Raw genomic sequence first — 16,055 nt, 5'->3', positions numbered from 1 at the left:
GTTGACAGCAGGACGTCTGAATGAAGGGGGCGCGATGTCGAACTCCGCGATCGGCGGATGGGGCAGCGCAACTCCTGCCCCCGCGGTGCTGCGCGCCGGCGCGGTGCTGGACGTCGTGGCCGCGCGCGGCCCGCGCCCCGTGTCCCTGCAGGAGATCGCCAAGGAGATCGGCATAGCGCGGTCGTCGGCGGCGAACGTGTGCTCGGCCCTGGTCGAGCTGCGCCTGCTCAACGCCGCGCAGGACGGTTTCGTGCTCGGCCACCGCCTCGTCGAGCTGAGCGGCTTCTACCTGGCCGGCTCCGATCCGATCCAGCGGTTCAACGACTACTGCCGGATGCACGAGAACGTCCACGACTTCACGATCCACCTCGCGACCATGGAGGGACTGGAGTCGATGAACGTCGCCAGGAGCTACGGCAGGGACGCGATCGCCGTCGCGCCGCGGGTCGGCCAGCACCTACCGGCGAACTGCACGGCACTGGGCAAGGCCATGCTCGCCCAGCTCGACGACGCCGGAGTCCGCTCGCTTCTCACCTCCGCGGGAGGTCTCCGCGCCATGACGCCCCTGAGCAAGGTCGACGTCGACGACCTCATGCGCGACATCCGGGGCGTGCGGGAGCGCGGGTATGCCATCAACGACGAGGAGAGCTACCTCGGCGTCTTCGGCGTGGCCGTGGCGGTCCGTGGCCTTCCCGAGTCCGAGGGGCCGTACGCGGTGAGCTGCTCGATGCTGAAGGCCAGGCTCGACGACGCCGGGATATCGGCGATGCTCGTGATCCTTCGCGACGTGGCCGCTTCCGTCTCAGGAGCCGGCAGCTCCTCCGATCGGCTGGAGCGTGCCAAGTGAGCCCCGGGCACGTCGTCATCCAGGCGCGCGGCACCGGCCGCCCCGTCCCGGCCTGGGCGGTGCTGGAGCGCCGGCTCATCGACGAGCTCTCCCGCGCGGTCGTCCCGTACCTGGACAAGTACACGCGCTCGGACGGCAGCCTCATCTGGCGTGCGGAGTTCCCGGGACGCGACGGTCTCGACGACGGCTATGAGGCCTACTGGAACTGGCCGCTGGCCTACCTTGTCGGCGCGGACGACCTCCTGCTCCAGGCCGCCGCGCGCGGGTGGGAGGGGGTGACGGCGCAGTTCGAACGGTACGGGCAGGCCCTGCGCGGCTACGAGCGCGGCTACGACTGGTTCCACCAGGGCGAGGGCAACATGCTCCTCTACGGTCTCGCGAGGGCCAGGCCCGACTCTCCCGAGCTGCGCCGCCGGCTGGCCGGATTCGCCGACCTCTTCGTGGATCCTCGCCACGGCAACTACGACCCGGAGCACCGCGCCTTCCTCGCCCCGCACGTCGGAAGCGGAGGCGCGCGCACGGGGCCGTACCGCTACTCCGCCCCGTTCACCGACGACGCCGCCCGTTACGACTGGAGCGCGCGGCATGAGCCGTACGGCCTGCCGCTCACCGACGTACCGGGCATCGAGACGTTCGAGGATCTCCTGCGCCCCGGTGCGGCCGCGCGCATGGGCGAGGAGATGAACGCGCGCATGGGACGGGGGGACGTCGCCGTCTCGCTCACGGCCACCGGGCTCGTCGGCAGCGCCTATCTGGCGACCCGCGACGAGAAGTACCGGCGGTGGGTGATCGAGTACGTCGGCGCATGGATGGAGCGAGCCCAGGCCAACGGCGGCCTCGTGCCCGACAACGTCGGGACGTCGGGCGTCGTCGGCGAATACCACGGGGGCCGCTGGTACGGCGGGCTGTACGGATGGTCCTGGCCGCACGGCCTCGAGCCGATCGCGTCGGCGGCTCTCGTCGCGGCGTCCGTCGCCCGGTTGCTGACGGGCGAGGACCGGTACTTCGAGCTACCGCGCGCCGCTCTCGACGTCGCGCTCGACCGGGCGCGGGTCGTCGACGGCGAGCTCGTCGCTCCCCATCGGTACCGGGACGGCGGCTGGTTCGACGAGCTGCCCATCCCCGTCCGCCTGGTCAGCACGCTCGAGCTGCTGACGGGTGATCCGGCCGATCGCGCGCGGCTCGATCGCGTGCGCACGGCCGATCCTGCCGACTGGTCCGTGGTCGCGCGCGGCCCCGGCCGCTTCGCCGACGCGAACACGAAGGCGTGGCGGCGCTACCTGGACGGCGCCAATCCCGGATACCCCGAGGCCGTGCTCCTGGAGAGCCTGGCGGAGGTCGCCTGGCGCGTCGAACAGATCCGCGCCGACCACGCCGACCTCGCCACCGTGCACGTGCACCACTGGCAGATGCTGAACCCCGTCGTGATCGAAGCGCTGCTCCAGCTCGCCTTCGGCTGCCCCGTGCCCGTCTACAACGGCGGCCTGCTCCATTCCCGCCTCAGCTACCACGATCCCGAGCGCAAGCGGGCGGGACTGCCGCCCGGCGTCGCCGCACTGGTGAGCGGCGTGTCAGCGGACCGGCTCCACCTCGAACTCGTGAACACCTCGCTCACGAGCCCCCGCACTGTCCTGGTCGGCCCGGGCCATCTCGGCGACCACCGCTTCACCTACCTGCGCCACAGTGCCGGCCAGGACGACGGCGAGGCGTATCCCGGGCCTCTCGCCTACGGCGATCGGCCGGTCCCGCGCCCGGCCTGGCGCGAGATCGAGGTCGAGGCGGACGCCTTCACGGTGCGGCTCGACCCGTGCGCCGCGCTGCGCCTGGAGATCTCCACCCGACGCGTCCCGCTCTGATGACAGCCACCACGATGGGAGTTCGCATGCGCATCGCCAGGATCGAGACGTTTCTGATCCCCCCTCGCTACCTGTTCTGCCGGATAGAGACCGACAGCGGCATCGTCGGCTGGGGCGAGCCGGTCGTCGAGGGGAGGGCGGAGGTCGTCCGCACGGCCGTCGAGCAGCTGGCCGAGTACCTCCTCGGCGCCGATCCGCTGCGCATCGAGGACCACTGGCAGGTCCTGACCCGCGGCGGGTTCTACCGCGGTGGTCCGGTCCTGTCGAGCGCGGTCGCGGGGATCGACCAGGCTCTGTGGGACATCGCGGGCAAGCATTTCGGCGTGCCCGTCCACCGGCTGCTGGGCGGGCCGGTTCGTGACCGCGTGCGGATGTACAGCTGGGTTCACGGGGCGGACGCATCCGAGCTGCGGGATTCCGCGGCGCGGGCCGTCGAGGCCGGCTTCACCGCCGTGAAGATGGGCGGCAGCGGTCGCTCCCCCGTGGTGCCGGCGCCGGCGGACGTCGACGCCGTGCTCGCGAAGGTGGCCGCGGTCCGGGAGGTGGTGGGCGACGAGCGCGGGCTTGCCATCGACTTCCACGGAAGGATGTCGTACGCCGCCTCTCGCGTGCTCCTGCCGGCCCTGGCGCCCATGGGGCCGCTCTTCGTCGAGGAACCGCTGCTGCCCGAGCACGCGATGCATCTGCGCTCGATCGTCGAGAGCGCCCCCGTGCCGATCGCGACGGGGGAGCGGCTCTTCAGCCGCACCGACTTCCTCCCGGCACTCCAGGCCGGCGTCGCCGTCGCGCAGCCGGACCTGTCCCACGCCGGCGGGATCTCCGAGGTACGCAGGATCGCCGCGTTCGCGGAGACCTTCGGAGCCTTCCTGGCGCCGCACTGCCCTCTGGGACCCATCGCCCTGGCCGCGAGCCTCCAGGTGGACCTCGCCACGCCGAACTTCCTGATCCAGGAGCAGAGCCTCGGCATCGGGTACGACCGCGCCGGCCAGGCCGGGCCGCTCGGCTACGTGGTGGACACGGCGCCGTTCGAGATCGAGGAGGGACACGCCTGCCGGACGGACCGTCCCGGGCTCGGCGTCGACCTCGACGAGTCCGCGGTCCGCAAGGCCGACGGCTCTGAGCGCGGCTGGCGTGTTCCGCGCTGGCGCCATGACGACGGCTCTCATGCGGAATGGTGATGATGTCAGCATGATGGCAATCAGTCACTATATTGACGACCTTGGCTCGGGAACCTACACTCACTCCCACATCACGGAGCGAGCAAGCGAACCTCCAGCATCCTGCGCCCCTTGAAGGAGCCCGCGTTCTCGCTCGACAACCAAGGAGGTAGCCATGGCGCACCGGAAGGTGCTCGCAGCACTCACCGCCGTCTCGGCCGGCACCCTGCTGCTCTCGGCGTGTTCCAGCGGCGAGGACGGCTCCGGCGCCGGATCGGGGCCCGTCTCGCTTCGGATGGTCCTCTGGTCGTCGAACGCCGACCAGCTCGCGATGTTCAAGGAGATGGGCAAGCAGTTCGCCGCGGCCAACCCCACCCTCGTGAAGGACGTCCAGGTGACCCCCACGGCCGCGGGCGAGAGCTACCGTACGGTCCTCACGACCCAGATCGGCGGCGGCGACGCCCCCGACGTCGGCTGGCTCGGCTCCGGCGACCTCGTCGACTTCGCCAACCAGGGGGCCCTCGTCGACCTGGCCCCGACGCTCAAGAACGACCCCGGCTTCGACTACGCCGACCTCACGCCCGCCGGCATGGCGCTGGACGAGGACGGCGACAAGGTCTGGGGCGTGCCGTTCTCCACCTCCCCCGGGGGGATCTTCTACAACGCCGACCTCTTCGCCGAGGCGGGCATCCCCAACCCGGACAAGATGATCGCCGATGGTACGTGGACCTGGGACAACCTCGCCCGGGCGGCCGCCACCATCCACGAGAAGACCGGCGCGACGGGCTTCAACATCGCCGCGTACAAGTTCGACGACAACTGGCCCGAGCTCAACACCATCTGGGCCGGCTACGGCGCCAAGCCGTGGAACGACACCGGCGACACCTGCACCTTCACCGAGCAGCCGATGCAGGACTCCCTCCAGTTCCTGCACGACATGATCTACAAGACGGGCGGCTACACCAAGCCGGGAGAGACGCCCGACTTCCCGACGCAGCAGGTCGCGATGTCCAGCACCTACATCAGCGTCGCCGGCACCCTCAAAGACGTTCCGTTCACGTGGGGGCTCGTGCCCGCCCCCAAGGGGCCCAAGGGCGCGATCGCCTCGATCGGGCAGTCCTCGATCGTCGCGTTCGCGGCGGGCAAGCATCACGACGCGGCGGCGAAGCTCGTCGGATTCATCACGAACAAGGAGAACGCCAGGAAGCTGGCCAGGTACTTCCCGCCGGTGCGCCAGTCGCTCCTGAACACGCAGACCCTCGCGGTGGCGAACCCGGTGCTGACCGCCGAGCAGCTCGAGAGCGTGGTCATCGACGGCATCAAGACCGGCGCACTCGCCCCGGCCCACGCCGACATGGGCAAGATCCAGACCGCCGCTCGCGCGGAACTGGAGAAACTGTGGAAACCCGACGCCGACGTGAAGCAGGTGACCCAGCAGATCTGTGCCGCCATCGATCCGCTGCTGAAGGACTAGGCCACGTGACCGATCTGTCCGCCAGGCCTGCCACGGCACCCGCCGCACGGCGCCGGCACCTCAACGAGCGGCGGCGGGAAGCGCTCTTCGGATACCTCTTCACCCTGCCACAGCTCCTGGGTTTCCTGGCCTTCGTCATCGGCCCGATGATCGCCGTGATCTGGTTCAGCATGACGGACTACCAGGCGCTCACCGGACAGTCGACGTTCGTCGGCCTCGACAACCTCAAGCACCTCGCCGAGGACCCGAAGCTGCCTGGAGTGCTCAGGACGACCATCCTGTTCGTCGCCCTCTACGTGCCGGCCGGGCTCGCCCTCGGGCTCGTCCTGGCGGTCGCGGTGAACCAGAAGATCCCGGGCATCAAGTGGTTCCGGGCCGTCTACTTCATGCCGACGCTCGTCTCCATCGCCGCGTGGACCATCGTGTGGCAGTTCATGCTCGTCCCCAACGGCCTCATCAACGAGTTCCTGCGGATGCTCGACATCCACGGGCCGGTCTGGCTGAGAGATCCGGACCTCGCGCTCGCAGCGGTCATCGGCGTACAGCTCATCAAGGGCGCCGGCCTCAACATGCTCATCTTCGTCGCGGCGCTGCAGGGCGTGCCCAAGGAACTCGTGGAGGCCGCCAGGCTCGACGGCGCGGGAAGGTGGACGATCGCCCGCAGGGTGACGCTGCCGATGATCTCACCGGAGATCCTGATGGTCTTCATCCTCATGACGATCGGCGCCTTCAAGACCTTCCAGCAGGTCCTCCTGCTGACGGAGGGCGGCCCCGGCACCTCGACGACGGTCCTGGCCTACTACGTCTACGAGCAGGCCTTCAAGTTCAACGACTTCGGCTACGCCAGCGCGCTCGCACTCCTGCTGTTCCTGATCCTGCTGCTCATCACGGCGCTCACCTGGCAGCTGCGAAAGCGGGTGGTCTTCCATGAAAGCGCCTAGCCGGCTGCGAGCCCCGGAAGCCGCCGCCAGCCGGTCGGCGGAGCCCGGCCGGTCGAGCCGGCGCACGAAGCTCATCGCCTCGCGGGCTGTCGCCTACGCGACGATGGCGCTGCTCGCGGTTCCCTTCGTGGTGCCGGGGCTCTGGATGCTGAGCGCGTCACTCAAGCCGAACTCGCAGATCTTCGCCTACCCGCCGACGCTCTGGCCGAGCACCTGGCAGTGGTCCAACTACGTCGAGATCTTCACCGTCCAGCCGTTCGCGCGGCAGTACGGCAACAGCCTCTACATCGCGGTGGTTGTCACCGCGGTGACGGTGTTCACCTCCTCGCTGGCCGGTTTCGCCTTCGCGCGGCTGCGCTTCCGGGGCTCCGGACCGCTGTTCCTCGTCCTCATGAGCGGCTTCTTCATCCCGGAGGAGGTCACGCTCATCCCGCTCTACAAGATCATCGGAAGTCTCGGCCTGATGAACACGCACGTGCCGCTCATTCTCATGCCGATCTTCTCCGGCACGGGAGTCGTGGCGACCTTCATCATGCGCCAGGCGTTTCTGGCGATCCCGCGGGAGCTGCAGGACGCGGCGCGCGTCGACGGCCTGGACTGGTTCGGCACCTACTGGCGCATCGCCCTGCCGCTCGTACGGCCCTCGATCGGCGTCGTCATCGTCCTGGCGGCGCTGAACAGCTGGAACATGTTCCTCGAACCCCTCGTCTTCCTCCGCGACAACAAGCTCTTCACCCTGCCGGTCGCGCTCACGCAGTACGAGGACGCGTACACGGGACCGATGTGGAACCTCCAGATGGCCGCCTCCTCGGTGACGCTGATCACGATCCTCATCGTCTTCATCGCCGCCCAACGGCAGATCATCGCCGGCCTCACCCAAGGATCGATCAAAGGATGACCCATCACACCATGACCCCCGGCCAACTCCGGGAGGCGTTCCTGTCCGCGGACCCGAACCTCTCCCGCTTCAACCCGCTCAGGCGAATCCTCTCCTACGACGACTTCGACGAGGGCCTGCACGGGTGGGTCGAACTCCTCGGCAACCACGACGGCCGGCTGGACAGCGTCCGCCACTCGTTCAAGGACCTCAGGCCGCCGCAACTGTCGACGCTGCCGTTCTTCGACGTTGGCTCGCACGGCGCGATGCACGGCGGATACGCCATGAAGATCGCGACAAGGCCGACGCCCGGCCACATCGCCTGCTCCATCAAGCGCCTGACCCTCGCGGCGGCCTCGCCGGTGCAGTTCGAGATGTACTTCGCGGTCAAGGCGGAGGCCCGGCAGGGACCGGGCGCCTACCAGGGCCGCAGATGGGACGGCAACCAGGACCTGAGCGAGGCGGACCTGGGCACGTTCACGGTCAGCAACGACATCGGCCGGCCGGACGGAAGCAGATACCACTGCGCGTTGCGGTACGTGAACACGAACGCCGCCGGTGAGTTCGTCCGCGGATGGTACGCCAAGACCTCCCTCCAGCCGACGAGCAAGATGCAGCTCGACGGCGAGATCCCCTCGGGCGACTTCCACACGCTGCACGAGGACGACTGGGCTCCCGTGCCCGGCGGCGACGTCGACCTGTGCCTCAACGAGGTGCCCACCAAGGTGAACTGGCACTACCTGCGCTGGCTCGTCGATGTCGAGGCAGGGCGCAACGTCGAGCTGCAGGTCAACGACACGGTCATGGACCTCCGTGACGTTGAGGTGCCCGTCTACCCGCATCCGTACAACGGCCTGCGCGGCCTGTTCAACATCCTGCTCGACGTGCAGACCCACCGTGATGTGCGCAACTACCTGTTCGTCGACTCGTGCCTGATCTCGGCGGATTGGTGAGCGACATGAGATTCTCGACGACGGCCATGATCGAACGCAACGTCCGGCAGAATGCCCGTTTCGCCACTGAGCCCTACGAGGCGGGGTGGGCCGGGGAAGGTCGATGGTTCGTACGGGTCCTGGAAGGCACCGGCCAGTGGTCTGCGCACGTGGAGGTGTCACCCGACGGCCAGGCGTGGTGCCCGCTCGGCCCCCAGGTGCACGTCGAAGGACCGGGCGTCTACACCCTGGGCGCGGTCAACTTCGGCCACTGGCTCCGCCTGGTGCTCGCCCCAACCGGCGGCGATGGCCCGTCCCTGTGGTTCCACGCCTACCTCTCTCTCAAGGAGTAGGGATGACGGCGACAAGCGGCGCTCTCGAGCTCCCGCCCCTCGGGCTCGGCATGGCACCGATCGGCAAGGACCCCGACGCCGACGCCCACGCGATCGTCGACGTGGCCTGGGCAGGCGGGATCCGGTACTTCGACACGGCGCCGCTGTACGGCGGTGGCCGCAGCGAGCGGCGGGCAGGGCGCGCCCTGGCGGGGCGGCCCCGCGAGACGTACCTGCTCTCGACGAAAGTGGGCGAGTACCTCGAAGACGGGGTGCGCTACATCGATCACAGCTACGCCAAGTCGATGTCCTCCTTCGACGACAGCCTCGACCGGCTCGGTGTGGACCGGGTCGACCTCCTCTACGTGCACGCCCCGGGCGGCCGCATGGCCGAGGTGCTGGCGGGCGCGTATCCCGCCTGCGAGGAACTCCGGCGTCAAGGCCGTGTCACCGCGGTCGGCGCGGGCGTCACCTCCGCCGGCGAGGGGCTGGAGTTCGTGCGGAGCTGCGACATCGACGTGCTCATGCTCGCCGGACGGTACACGCTCCTGGACGCCTCGGCGGGCGGGGAGCTCTTGCCTCTCTGCCTCGACCGCGGCATCGCCGTGGTCACCGCCGGGGTGTTCAACTCGGGCATCCTGACCGGCGCGCCGTCGGAGACGACGTATGACTACCTTCCTGCCTCGCACGACATCCTCGCCGCCGCCGGGGTGCTGCGCGACACGTGTGATCGCTGGGGGATTCCCCTCGGAGCGGTCGCGATGCGATTCTCCGCGCTGCACCCGGCCGTGGTGTCCGAGGTCGTCGGCGCGAACACGGCCGGCCAGCTCAGGCAGAGCATCCAGTGGTGGCGGACCGACATCCCCGCCGACCTGTGGGAGGAGCTCGAGGCCGCCGGGCTCGTGCCGCCCGGCACGGCCGCGTTCGCGACACCGGCAGACGGGGCAGGAGCATGAAGACACAGGCGCGGTACGTCAAGCCGGGACGCATCGAGATCGGCACCGGCCAGACCGATCCTCCCGCTCCCGGTGAGGTGCGGATCGAGGTGGCCTACACCGGCCTGTGCGGCACGGACCTGCACGTCTACCACGGGCACATGGACCACCGGGTGAGGGCCCCCGCCGTCATCGGTCACGAGATGAGCGGCACCATCGCGGCCGTCGGAGCGGGCGTCTCCGGGTGGGCGGACGGGGACCACGTCACGGTGATGCCGCTCGCCTGGGACGGAACCTGCGCCGCCTGCCTGGCCGGGCACCAGCACGTATGCCAGAACCTGGAGTTCATCGGGATCGACTCGCCCGGTGCTCTCCAGTCGAGCTGGAATGTCAGGGCGGAGCACGTGCTGCGGCTGCCCTCCTCGCTCGGGCTGCGGCACGCAGCCCTGGTCGAGCCCGTCGCCGTCGCCGTCCACGACGTCCGCCGCGGCGAGGTACGCCCGGGGGATCGTGTCGTCGTCCTGGGCGGCGGTCCCATCGGCGTCCTCATCGCGCATGTTGCCAGGCAGGCAGGCGCCGAGGTAGCGGTCTTCGAGGTGGACGCCGGCCGCCGCACGCTCGCCGACCGGTGCGGGTTCCGGACCGCGGACCCGCTCGCCGTCGACCAGATCGCCTGGGTCGAGGCATGGACGGCGCACGCCGGTGCCGACGTCGTCTTCGAGGTGTCCGGATCGACGGCCGCCGTCGCCGCGGCGCCCGCGCTCACGAAGGTGCGCGGGCGGCTCGTCGTCGTCGCCATCCACCCCGAACCCCGCCCCGTCGACCTGCACCGGGTGTTCTGGCGCGAGCTCACGATCGTCGGCGCCCGGGTCTACACCCGCGACGACTTCGCATCGGCGATCGCCCTGCTCGACTCAGGAGTGATCCCCGCCGACGAGCTCATCACGAAGGTCGTCCCGCTCCCGGACGCCGGGACGGCCTTCGCCGAGCTCGCCGCGGGCGGGGCGATGAAGATCCTCATCGACTGCCAGGCGGGGAGGCCATCGTGAACGACATGTTCGATCTGAGCGGGGAGCTAGCCGTCGTGACCGGCGCCCGTCGTGGGATCGGCCTGGCCATCGCGGCGGCGCTGGCGGAGGCCGGGGCGGACATCATCGGCATCAGTGCGCACCTGGAGCCGGCCGGGTCCGAGGTCGAGCGGCGCGTGCGGGCGACGGGCCGCGAGTTCGAGGGCATGCGCGTCGATTTCGGCGACCGGGCCGCCGTACTCGCGTGCGCCGGGGAGCTCGCCTGCCGTAGCAGGCCACCGTCCATAGTGATCAACAACGCCGGGACGATCGAACGCGCGCCGGCCGTCGAGCACTCCCTGGACCTGTGGGATCGGGTCGTGAACGTCAACCTCTCCGCCCAGTTCGCGTTCACCCAGACGCTCGCGCGGCCGATGCTCGAACGCGGCCGCGGCAAGATCGTGTTCCTCGCCTCCCTGCTCAGCTTCCAGGGCGGCATCAACGTTCCCGGCTACACGGCGGCGAAGTCGGGGATCGCCGGGCTCACGCGCGCGCTGGCCAACGAGTGGGCCGCGCACGGCGTCAACGTCAACGCGATCGCCCCCGGCTACATCGCGACGGACAACACCCGTGCGCTGCGCGACGATCCCGCCCGCGCGAGCGCCATCAGCGACCGGATCCCCGCCGGCCGCTGGGGCGAGCCGGCAGATCTCGGCGGGACGGCGGTCTTCCTCGCCAGCCCCGCCTCCGACTACGTGTCCGGGGCGGTCATCCCCGTGGACGGCGGCTGGCTCGGACGGTAGCCGGTGCCCACGGGCGCGTGGCGGAATTCGGCGTGCTCTTCGTACGGCGGGCGGCTGCGCTTCAGCCGCCCGCGTGTCACCCGCAAGTCAGCGGTCGAACAGGAGGCAAGGAATGGCATCTCAACACAAGTTACGCAGGCTCGCCATCGCGGGGATCGTGGCGATGGCCTCGACCATCTCGCTCGCCGCGACACCCGCGGCGCACGCCGCGGTCCAGGCGACGCTCTACGTGTCCCCCGGAGGCGCAGGATCCAGCTGCACTCAGAGCGCACCGTGCTCGCTGACGGCGGCGCGGGACAAGGCCCGGGCGATGACTCCCAGCATGACCGGCGACATCGTCGTATCACTGGCGAGCGGTCACTACTTCCTGAGCAGCACGTTCACCCTCGACAGCCCGGCGGACTCGGGTACGAGCCCGCACAAGGTCATCTACCAGGCCGCGACATCCGGCGGAGCGATCCTCAACGGCGGCCGGCAGATCACCGGGTGGCAACCCGTCGCCGGCAAGCCCGGCGTGTACCGGGCACCGGCCGCGGGACTCCGCACGCGGCAGTTCTACGTCAACGGCGTCCGGGCCACGCCGGCGCGCAGCGACTGGCTCGGCAGCAGCGACTTCAGCAAGACGGCGACCGGCTGGACCGGCCTGCAGGCTCCCTTCACGAGCATGGGCTCCTGGCGGAACACCCAGGACATCGAACTGTGGGGCTACACCAGATGGCGGAGCTTCCGCTGCCGTGTCGCCTCCATCAGCGGCGCGAGCCTCGCCATGCAGAATCCGTGCTGGACGAACGCGGCCGGCGCCTGGAACAGCGTCGCCTACGTCGAGAACGCCTACGAACTCCTGGATGCGCCCGGCGAGTACTACAACGACGAAACCGAGGGCTACCTCTACTACTACCCGCGAGCGGGCCAGGACCTGAGCACCGCCCTGGCGATCGCGCCCGTCCGCAGCGAGCTCCTGAAGGTGGCCGGGACCGCCACCGCGCCGTTGCACGACATCACCTTCCGCGGGATCGTCTTCGCCTACGCGACCTGGCTCGGCCCGAGCGGCACAGACGGCTTCGTGGAAACCGGGAAGAACGTCCATCTGGCCGGGGCGGGGCAAACCCCGGTCATGGTCCCGGGGAACGTGTCGGTCGTCCACGCACGCTCGTTGATCTTCGACGGGTGCTCGTTCCGCCGCCTCGGCGGTGCCGGGCTGAGCCTGGGCACGGGAAGCCGAACCATCCGGGTGCTGAACAGCACCTTCGACGACATCTCCGGGACGGGGATCTCGATCGGTGACCTCGACCGCGCTCCCGCCGACGACCTGCGCACCAACGACATCCAGGTGCAGAACAGCATCGTCGAGCACGCCGGCCAGGAGTACCAGGGCGCCGCCGGAATCTTCGCCACCTACGCGTCCGGCCTGGTCATCGCGCACAACACCGTCCAGCACCTCCCCCTGGACGGGATCATGGTCGGCTGGCACGGACCCTCGTACTACCAGAACAACGTCATCGCCTACAACAAGGTGTCGGACGTCGGAAACCTCTTGTTCGACGTGGGCGGAATCCACACCCTCAACCCGCAGCCCGGCTCGGTGATCCACCACAACTACGTCGTCGACACCGGACGCGCCGGCGACCCGCTCACCGCGTTCAACGCGCTCTACCTCGACAACAACAGCTCCGACCTCCTCGTCGAGGACAACGTCGTCGACACCTATTACGACACGTGGATGAGCATGTGGCACAACAACGCCACCGGCAACACGGTCCGCGACAACTACGTCCGCAAGGACTGGGTCACCTGCGCCCGCGACGGTCAGGTCAACCAGTTCGGCGCCAGCGCCCTGTGCGACGGCGAGCACGGCAACACGTGGACCAACAACGTCGTGGAGACGTCGGGATGGTCCAGCGTTCCGCAGTCGATCATCGATGGCGCCGGTGCCGGCGCATAAGGCCACATCAACGACGCAGCTCGGGCAAGTACCCAACGCGGGACGGCGGTAGCGGCCGAAAGGCGATCCGGTGCAGGGAGAGGACCACGGCTTCTCCTTCATTGGCCCCGGATGCCGGCTCGTGTCCCTCCTCGGGGTCGGATATCCGCACAGCCACCCACTGGGGCGTGAGGTTTCAGTTGACTGCCGGTCCTTGCTCTGGGCGGTACTCGCTGTCGCTGGACCGGCAGGCGTGTCCCGATAGGGGCCTTGCCGTAGCCGGGCATCGTCACAGTTCTGACCGCCCCTCCTCATCGCCGCAGGAGACAACCCGCAGCGATTGACGATCGAAGCATCCTGCGCCGCTCTTTGCGGGGTGAGCCCCCTGGAATCCTCGTCAGGCAAAACGAGCCGGCGCCGACTCAACCGCGGCGGCGACCGCCAGGCCAACACAGTTCTTTACCGCATCGCGCTGAGCCGGCTCCGCTGGGATGAACGCACCCAGGCCTACCTGCAGAAACGGATCAGCGAGGGCAAGACGCGCCGAGAGGTCATCTGCTGCCTGAAGCGCCATGGTTCGCCAGAACCGTGTTCGCCTCGCGGAGCGTCTCCTTCCGTACATACCACTCCTGTGTCCAGGCAGGGTGTCGTAGAACACCCCGCACGCTTCCGGCATGCGGGTCAGGTCGAGGTTGGTGGCCCCGGCGATCAGGACGGCGAGGATGTTGCGTTTCTGCTTCACCAACAGCTTCGACTTGCGGCCGCCGGCGTGGGTGAAGCAGTCCAGGAAGTGCGTGCGGGCGTCCAACTCGATCAACAGCGAGGCGATCGGCACGAACGGCAGCATTCCCGACAGCTCCTCCCGCAGTTCCTTGGCCTCGGCCGGGATGTCCTCGGCCGAGGCACGCGCCGGTACTGACCTCGAGGCGTTTAGTGTGCCGGCTGCGGCGGCAGCATCCGCGGTGGGGCGCCAACCGGATCCGGTATGACATGGAGCGTTGCGGAGCCGATGCGGTGCCGTCGCGGGCGACGATCCATCGCGTCCTGGTGCACAACGGCCTGGTGGTGGCCCAGACCCAGGAGCACAAGCGCGTCTGGAAGAGGTGGCAGCTTCGCGACGTCGATGCAGCTGTGGCAGCTCGACCTGGTCGACGGCATGCCGCTGATGGACGGGATGGGTCAGCGACTGAGCAGCGAGACGTGGCAAGGTCGCGTTGTCCGTCGTGCCGATCCCCGTTCTCCGCTTGGTTGGCGGTTACTTGGCGAGGAAGCCGAGTAGCGCGGAGTTGACCTCGTCGGGGTGCGTCCAGGCGATGTTGTGCGGGCCGGCTTCGATGGTGACGAAGGTAAGGTCCTCGATCAGTCCGGGCAGTCGCGCGGCGGTCGCCTCGTACGGGAGGATCCGATCGGCCCGCCGTGGATGAGCAGCGTGGGAACGTCGAACTTGGACAGGTCACCGCGGAAGTCGGTGAGCCAGGTGTCGACGCAGGCATACGCGGCGTCTATTGAACCGCCCCGGCTTTGATGGAGACCTCCGACGCCGACCGCGCCCGCCACGACAAGAGCGAGGCCGACACCCGCGCCCGCGTTCAGCTATGGCCTGCCGTGTAGCCGCGGCGGGGGCGACCCGGGTAACGCCGGGCCCGCGCCCGGCGATCCCATTAGAGCGACGCGAAGGACAGGCTGTTGGCACACGACGACATCTCCCGCACGATCGCCGGTTTCTGCCGTGAACTGAGCGACGGCACGCTCGAAGCGCTGGCCGCAGAAGAAGGCATGGGAGAGGCCTTCCGCCGCACCCGCGCCTCGCTCGCGACGGGCCGCGCCGAGGAGGGCGTCGACGCCGATCTGCGCGCACTCGATGAGCTGGCGCGAGCCCGGTTCGGTCAGGGCTTCATCCCCAGGAGCAGCCGCACGGCGGATCCCCTGCCCGGCGCCAGGAACGCCTCCGGGGGATGGCATTGGAGCTGCCCGCTGGAGCTGTGCACCGGGCGTGGCCGGGTGCGGCCCGCCACGGCGGCGCCGGCCTGCGGCCTCACCGGCGACTCCCTGATCGCGAAACCGCTCGGCGCATGAGCGACTTCCTCGGCGAGCTGGGCAAGAAGCTTGCCGAACGCTGGGTCGCGCTCCTGGCACTGCCGGGACTGGCTTATGTCGCCGCAGCCATGGTGGCGGCGATGTCGGGCTGGGCGCACGCGGTCGACGTCGCGCACCTCAGCCGGCGGATCGGCGCATGGGCCGGCGCGGCGGACGTACGCTCCACTGGCGGCGCCATCCTGGTCGTCGCGGCGGTCCTGGCCGGATCGATCCTGGCCGGGTTCGTGGCGACCGCCCTGGGCCGGCTGATCGAGATCATCTGGACGTTGCCCGGCCGGCGCCCGCCAGCGAGCTGGCTGACCGCCCGGCGTCATCGGTTGTCCCGGCTGGCCAAGCAGGACGCCGACACGGCGCAGAGCCCGCGGGAGATCACGGCGGCCATCGCGCGGGCCGATCAGCTCTCCCTCCTGCAAGCCGAACGGCCCACCTGGATCGGTGACCGGTTGCTGGCCTGCCGGATCAGGATCGAGCGGGCGTACGGGCTCGACCTGGATGTCATCTGGCCGCGGTTGTGGCCGATCCTTCCCGATTCGCTGCGGGCCGATCTCCTCGGGGCGCGGCAGGGCTATGCCGCCGCGGCCCGCCTGTACGGCTGGACGGTCATGTACCTGGCCTTGGCCAGCTGGTGGTGGCCGGCGCTGCTGATCGGCCTGGCCACGGCCGTGGCCGCGCAGACGGGGGCGCGGCGGGCCACCGTGCTCGTGACGGCTCTGGTCGAGTCCGCCGTCGATCTGCACGCCGGCGACCTGGCCGCGCGGCTCGGCCTAGCGCCCGCGTCCGCCACGCCGAGCCCCACCGAGGGCGCGGTGATCACCGCCCGGCTGCGCAGGAGCCGGTGGGATCCGCAATCCCCGCTGGCCGAGTAGGCCGCGGAAA

Annotated in this window: 14 protein-coding genes and 2 pseudogenes; 15 read left to right on the top strand and 1 reads right to left on the bottom strand. The window is 69.6% G+C overall.

The features are described from left to right. Nucleotides 1–34 precede the first annotated feature (34 nt). The 13 genes and pseudogenes from ACBJ59_RS54090 to ACBJ59_RS54030 all read left to right on the top strand — a co-directional run. Nucleotides 35–847, top strand: coding sequence for an IclR family transcriptional regulator (locus ACBJ59_RS54090; protein ID WP_375117802.1), 813 nt, complete (start codon nt 35–37; stop codon nt 845–847). Next, nucleotides 844–2,703, top strand: a complete 1,860-nt coding sequence (locus ACBJ59_RS54085) for a hypothetical protein (protein ID WP_375117801.1) — start codon at nt 844–846, stop codon at nt 2,701–2,703. Before ACBJ59_RS54090 ends, ACBJ59_RS54085 begins: the two co-directional genes overlap by 4 nt. 26 nt (nt 2,704–2,729) lie before the next feature. Then, nucleotides 2,730–3,881, top strand: coding sequence for a galactonate dehydratase (dgoD, locus tag ACBJ59_RS54080; protein ID WP_375117800.1), 1,152 nt, complete (start codon nt 2,730–2,732; stop codon nt 3,879–3,881). A gap of 154 nt (nt 3,882–4,035) precedes the next feature. Continuing rightward, nucleotides 4,036–5,334, top strand: coding sequence for an ABC transporter substrate-binding protein (locus ACBJ59_RS54075; RefSeq protein ID WP_375117799.1), 1,299 nt, complete (start codon nt 4,036–4,038; stop codon nt 5,332–5,334). A 5-nt stretch (nt 5,335–5,339) separates the two neighbouring features. Further along, on the top strand, nt 5,340–6,275 hold the full coding sequence (locus tag ACBJ59_RS54070; protein WP_375117798.1) for a carbohydrate ABC transporter permease: 936 nt from the start codon (nt 5,340–5,342) through the stop codon (nt 6,273–6,275). After that, nucleotides 6,262–7,173: a carbohydrate ABC transporter permease gene (locus ACBJ59_RS54065; protein WP_375117797.1), complete on the top strand. Its 912-nt coding sequence runs from the start codon at nt 6,262–6,264 to the stop codon at nt 7,171–7,173. Before ACBJ59_RS54070 ends, ACBJ59_RS54065 begins: the two co-directional genes overlap by 14 nt. After that, nucleotides 7,170–8,105: a DUF6772 family protein gene (locus ACBJ59_RS54060; RefSeq protein ID WP_375117796.1), complete on the top strand. Its 936-nt coding sequence runs from the start codon at nt 7,170–7,172 to the stop codon at nt 8,103–8,105. Before ACBJ59_RS54065 ends, ACBJ59_RS54060 begins: the two co-directional genes overlap by 4 nt. 5 nt (nt 8,106–8,110) lie before the next feature. Continuing rightward, nucleotides 8,111–8,437, top strand: coding sequence for a hypothetical protein (locus ACBJ59_RS54055; protein ID WP_375117795.1), 327 nt, complete (start codon nt 8,111–8,113; stop codon nt 8,435–8,437). Nucleotides 8,438–8,439: 2 nt separating this feature from the next. After that, nucleotides 8,440–9,372 carry an aldo/keto reductase gene (locus tag ACBJ59_RS54050; RefSeq protein ID WP_375117794.1) on the top strand — a complete coding sequence of 311 codons (933 nt, stop codon included), beginning with the start codon at nt 8,440–8,442 and terminating at the stop codon, nt 9,370–9,372. After that, nucleotides 9,369–10,400, top strand: a complete 1,032-nt coding sequence (locus tag ACBJ59_RS54045) for a zinc-binding dehydrogenase (RefSeq protein WP_375117793.1) — start codon at nt 9,369–9,371, stop codon at nt 10,398–10,400. The genes ACBJ59_RS54050 and ACBJ59_RS54045 overlap by 4 nt, the downstream gene beginning before the upstream one ends. A gap of 5 nt (nt 10,401–10,405) precedes the next feature. Further along, nucleotides 10,406–11,161, top strand: a complete 756-nt coding sequence (locus tag ACBJ59_RS54040; protein WP_375117906.1) for an SDR family oxidoreductase — start codon at nt 10,406–10,408, stop codon at nt 11,159–11,161. Nucleotides 11,162–11,273: 112 nt separating this feature from the next. Further along, nucleotides 11,274–13,103 (top strand): right-handed parallel beta-helix repeat-containing protein, encoded by a 1,830-nt coding sequence (locus ACBJ59_RS54035; RefSeq protein WP_375117792.1) that lies wholly within the window; start codon nt 11,274–11,276, stop codon nt 13,101–13,103. Between the two features lie 319 nt (nt 13,104–13,422). After that, nucleotides 13,423–13,539: pseudogene (locus tag ACBJ59_RS54030) on the top strand (transposase); the annotation flags it as partial. A 195-nt stretch (nt 13,540–13,734) separates the two neighbouring features. Here ACBJ59_RS54030 and ACBJ59_RS54025 read toward each other — a convergent pair. Beyond that, nucleotides 13,735–13,929: pseudogene (locus ACBJ59_RS54025) on the bottom strand (Tn3 family transposase); the annotation flags it as partial. 839 nt (nt 13,930–14,768) lie between these two features. Between ACBJ59_RS54025 and ACBJ59_RS54020 the strand changes: the two are divergent. Then, entirely contained in the window at nt 14,769–15,158 is a 390-nt protein-coding gene (locus ACBJ59_RS54020; RefSeq protein WP_375117791.1) for a hypothetical protein, read from the top strand. Then, entirely contained in the window at nt 15,155–16,045 is an 891-nt protein-coding gene (locus tag ACBJ59_RS54015) for a hypothetical protein (protein ID WP_375117790.1), read from the top strand. The genes ACBJ59_RS54020 and ACBJ59_RS54015 overlap by 4 nt, the downstream gene beginning before the upstream one ends. Nucleotides 16,046–16,055 lie beyond the last annotated feature (10 nt).

Source organism: Nonomuraea sp. MTCD27 (assembly GCF_041950495.1).
In the GTDB taxonomy this organism is placed as follows: Bacteria; Actinomycetota; Actinomycetes; order Streptosporangiales; family Streptosporangiaceae; genus Nonomuraea.
This window is presented reverse-complemented; position numbering and strand designations above follow the sequence as displayed.

Coding starts and splice junctions, on each gene's coding strand:
- ACBJ59_RS54040 (WP_375117906.1), top strand. CDS start 10,406: ATGTTCGATCTGAGCGGGGAGCTAGCCGTCGTGACCGGCGCCCGTCGT.
- ACBJ59_RS54055 (WP_375117795.1), top strand. CDS start 8,111: ATGAGATTCTCGACGACGGCCATGATCGAACGCAACGTCCGGCAGAAT.
- ACBJ59_RS54090 (WP_375117802.1), top strand. CDS start 35: ATGTCGAACTCCGCGATCGGCGGATGGGGCAGCGCAACTCCTGCCCCC.
- dgoD (WP_375117800.1), top strand. CDS start 2,730: ATGCGCATCGCCAGGATCGAGACGTTTCTGATCCCCCCTCGCTACCTG.
- ACBJ59_RS54035 (WP_375117792.1), top strand. CDS start 11,274: ATGGCATCTCAACACAAGTTACGCAGGCTCGCCATCGCGGGGATCGTG.
- ACBJ59_RS54060 (WP_375117796.1), top strand. CDS start 7,170: ATGACCCATCACACCATGACCCCCGGCCAACTCCGGGAGGCGTTCCTG.
- ACBJ59_RS54015 (WP_375117790.1), top strand. CDS start 15,155: ATGAGCGACTTCCTCGGCGAGCTGGGCAAGAAGCTTGCCGAACGCTGG.
- ACBJ59_RS54075 (WP_375117799.1), top strand. CDS start 4,036: ATGGCGCACCGGAAGGTGCTCGCAGCACTCACCGCCGTCTCGGCCGGC.
- ACBJ59_RS54050 (WP_375117794.1), top strand. CDS start 8,440: ATGACGGCGACAAGCGGCGCTCTCGAGCTCCCGCCCCTCGGGCTCGGC.
- ACBJ59_RS54065 (WP_375117797.1), top strand. CDS start 6,262: ATGAAAGCGCCTAGCCGGCTGCGAGCCCCGGAAGCCGCCGCCAGCCGG.
- ACBJ59_RS54045 (WP_375117793.1), top strand. CDS start 9,369: ATGAAGACACAGGCGCGGTACGTCAAGCCGGGACGCATCGAGATCGGC.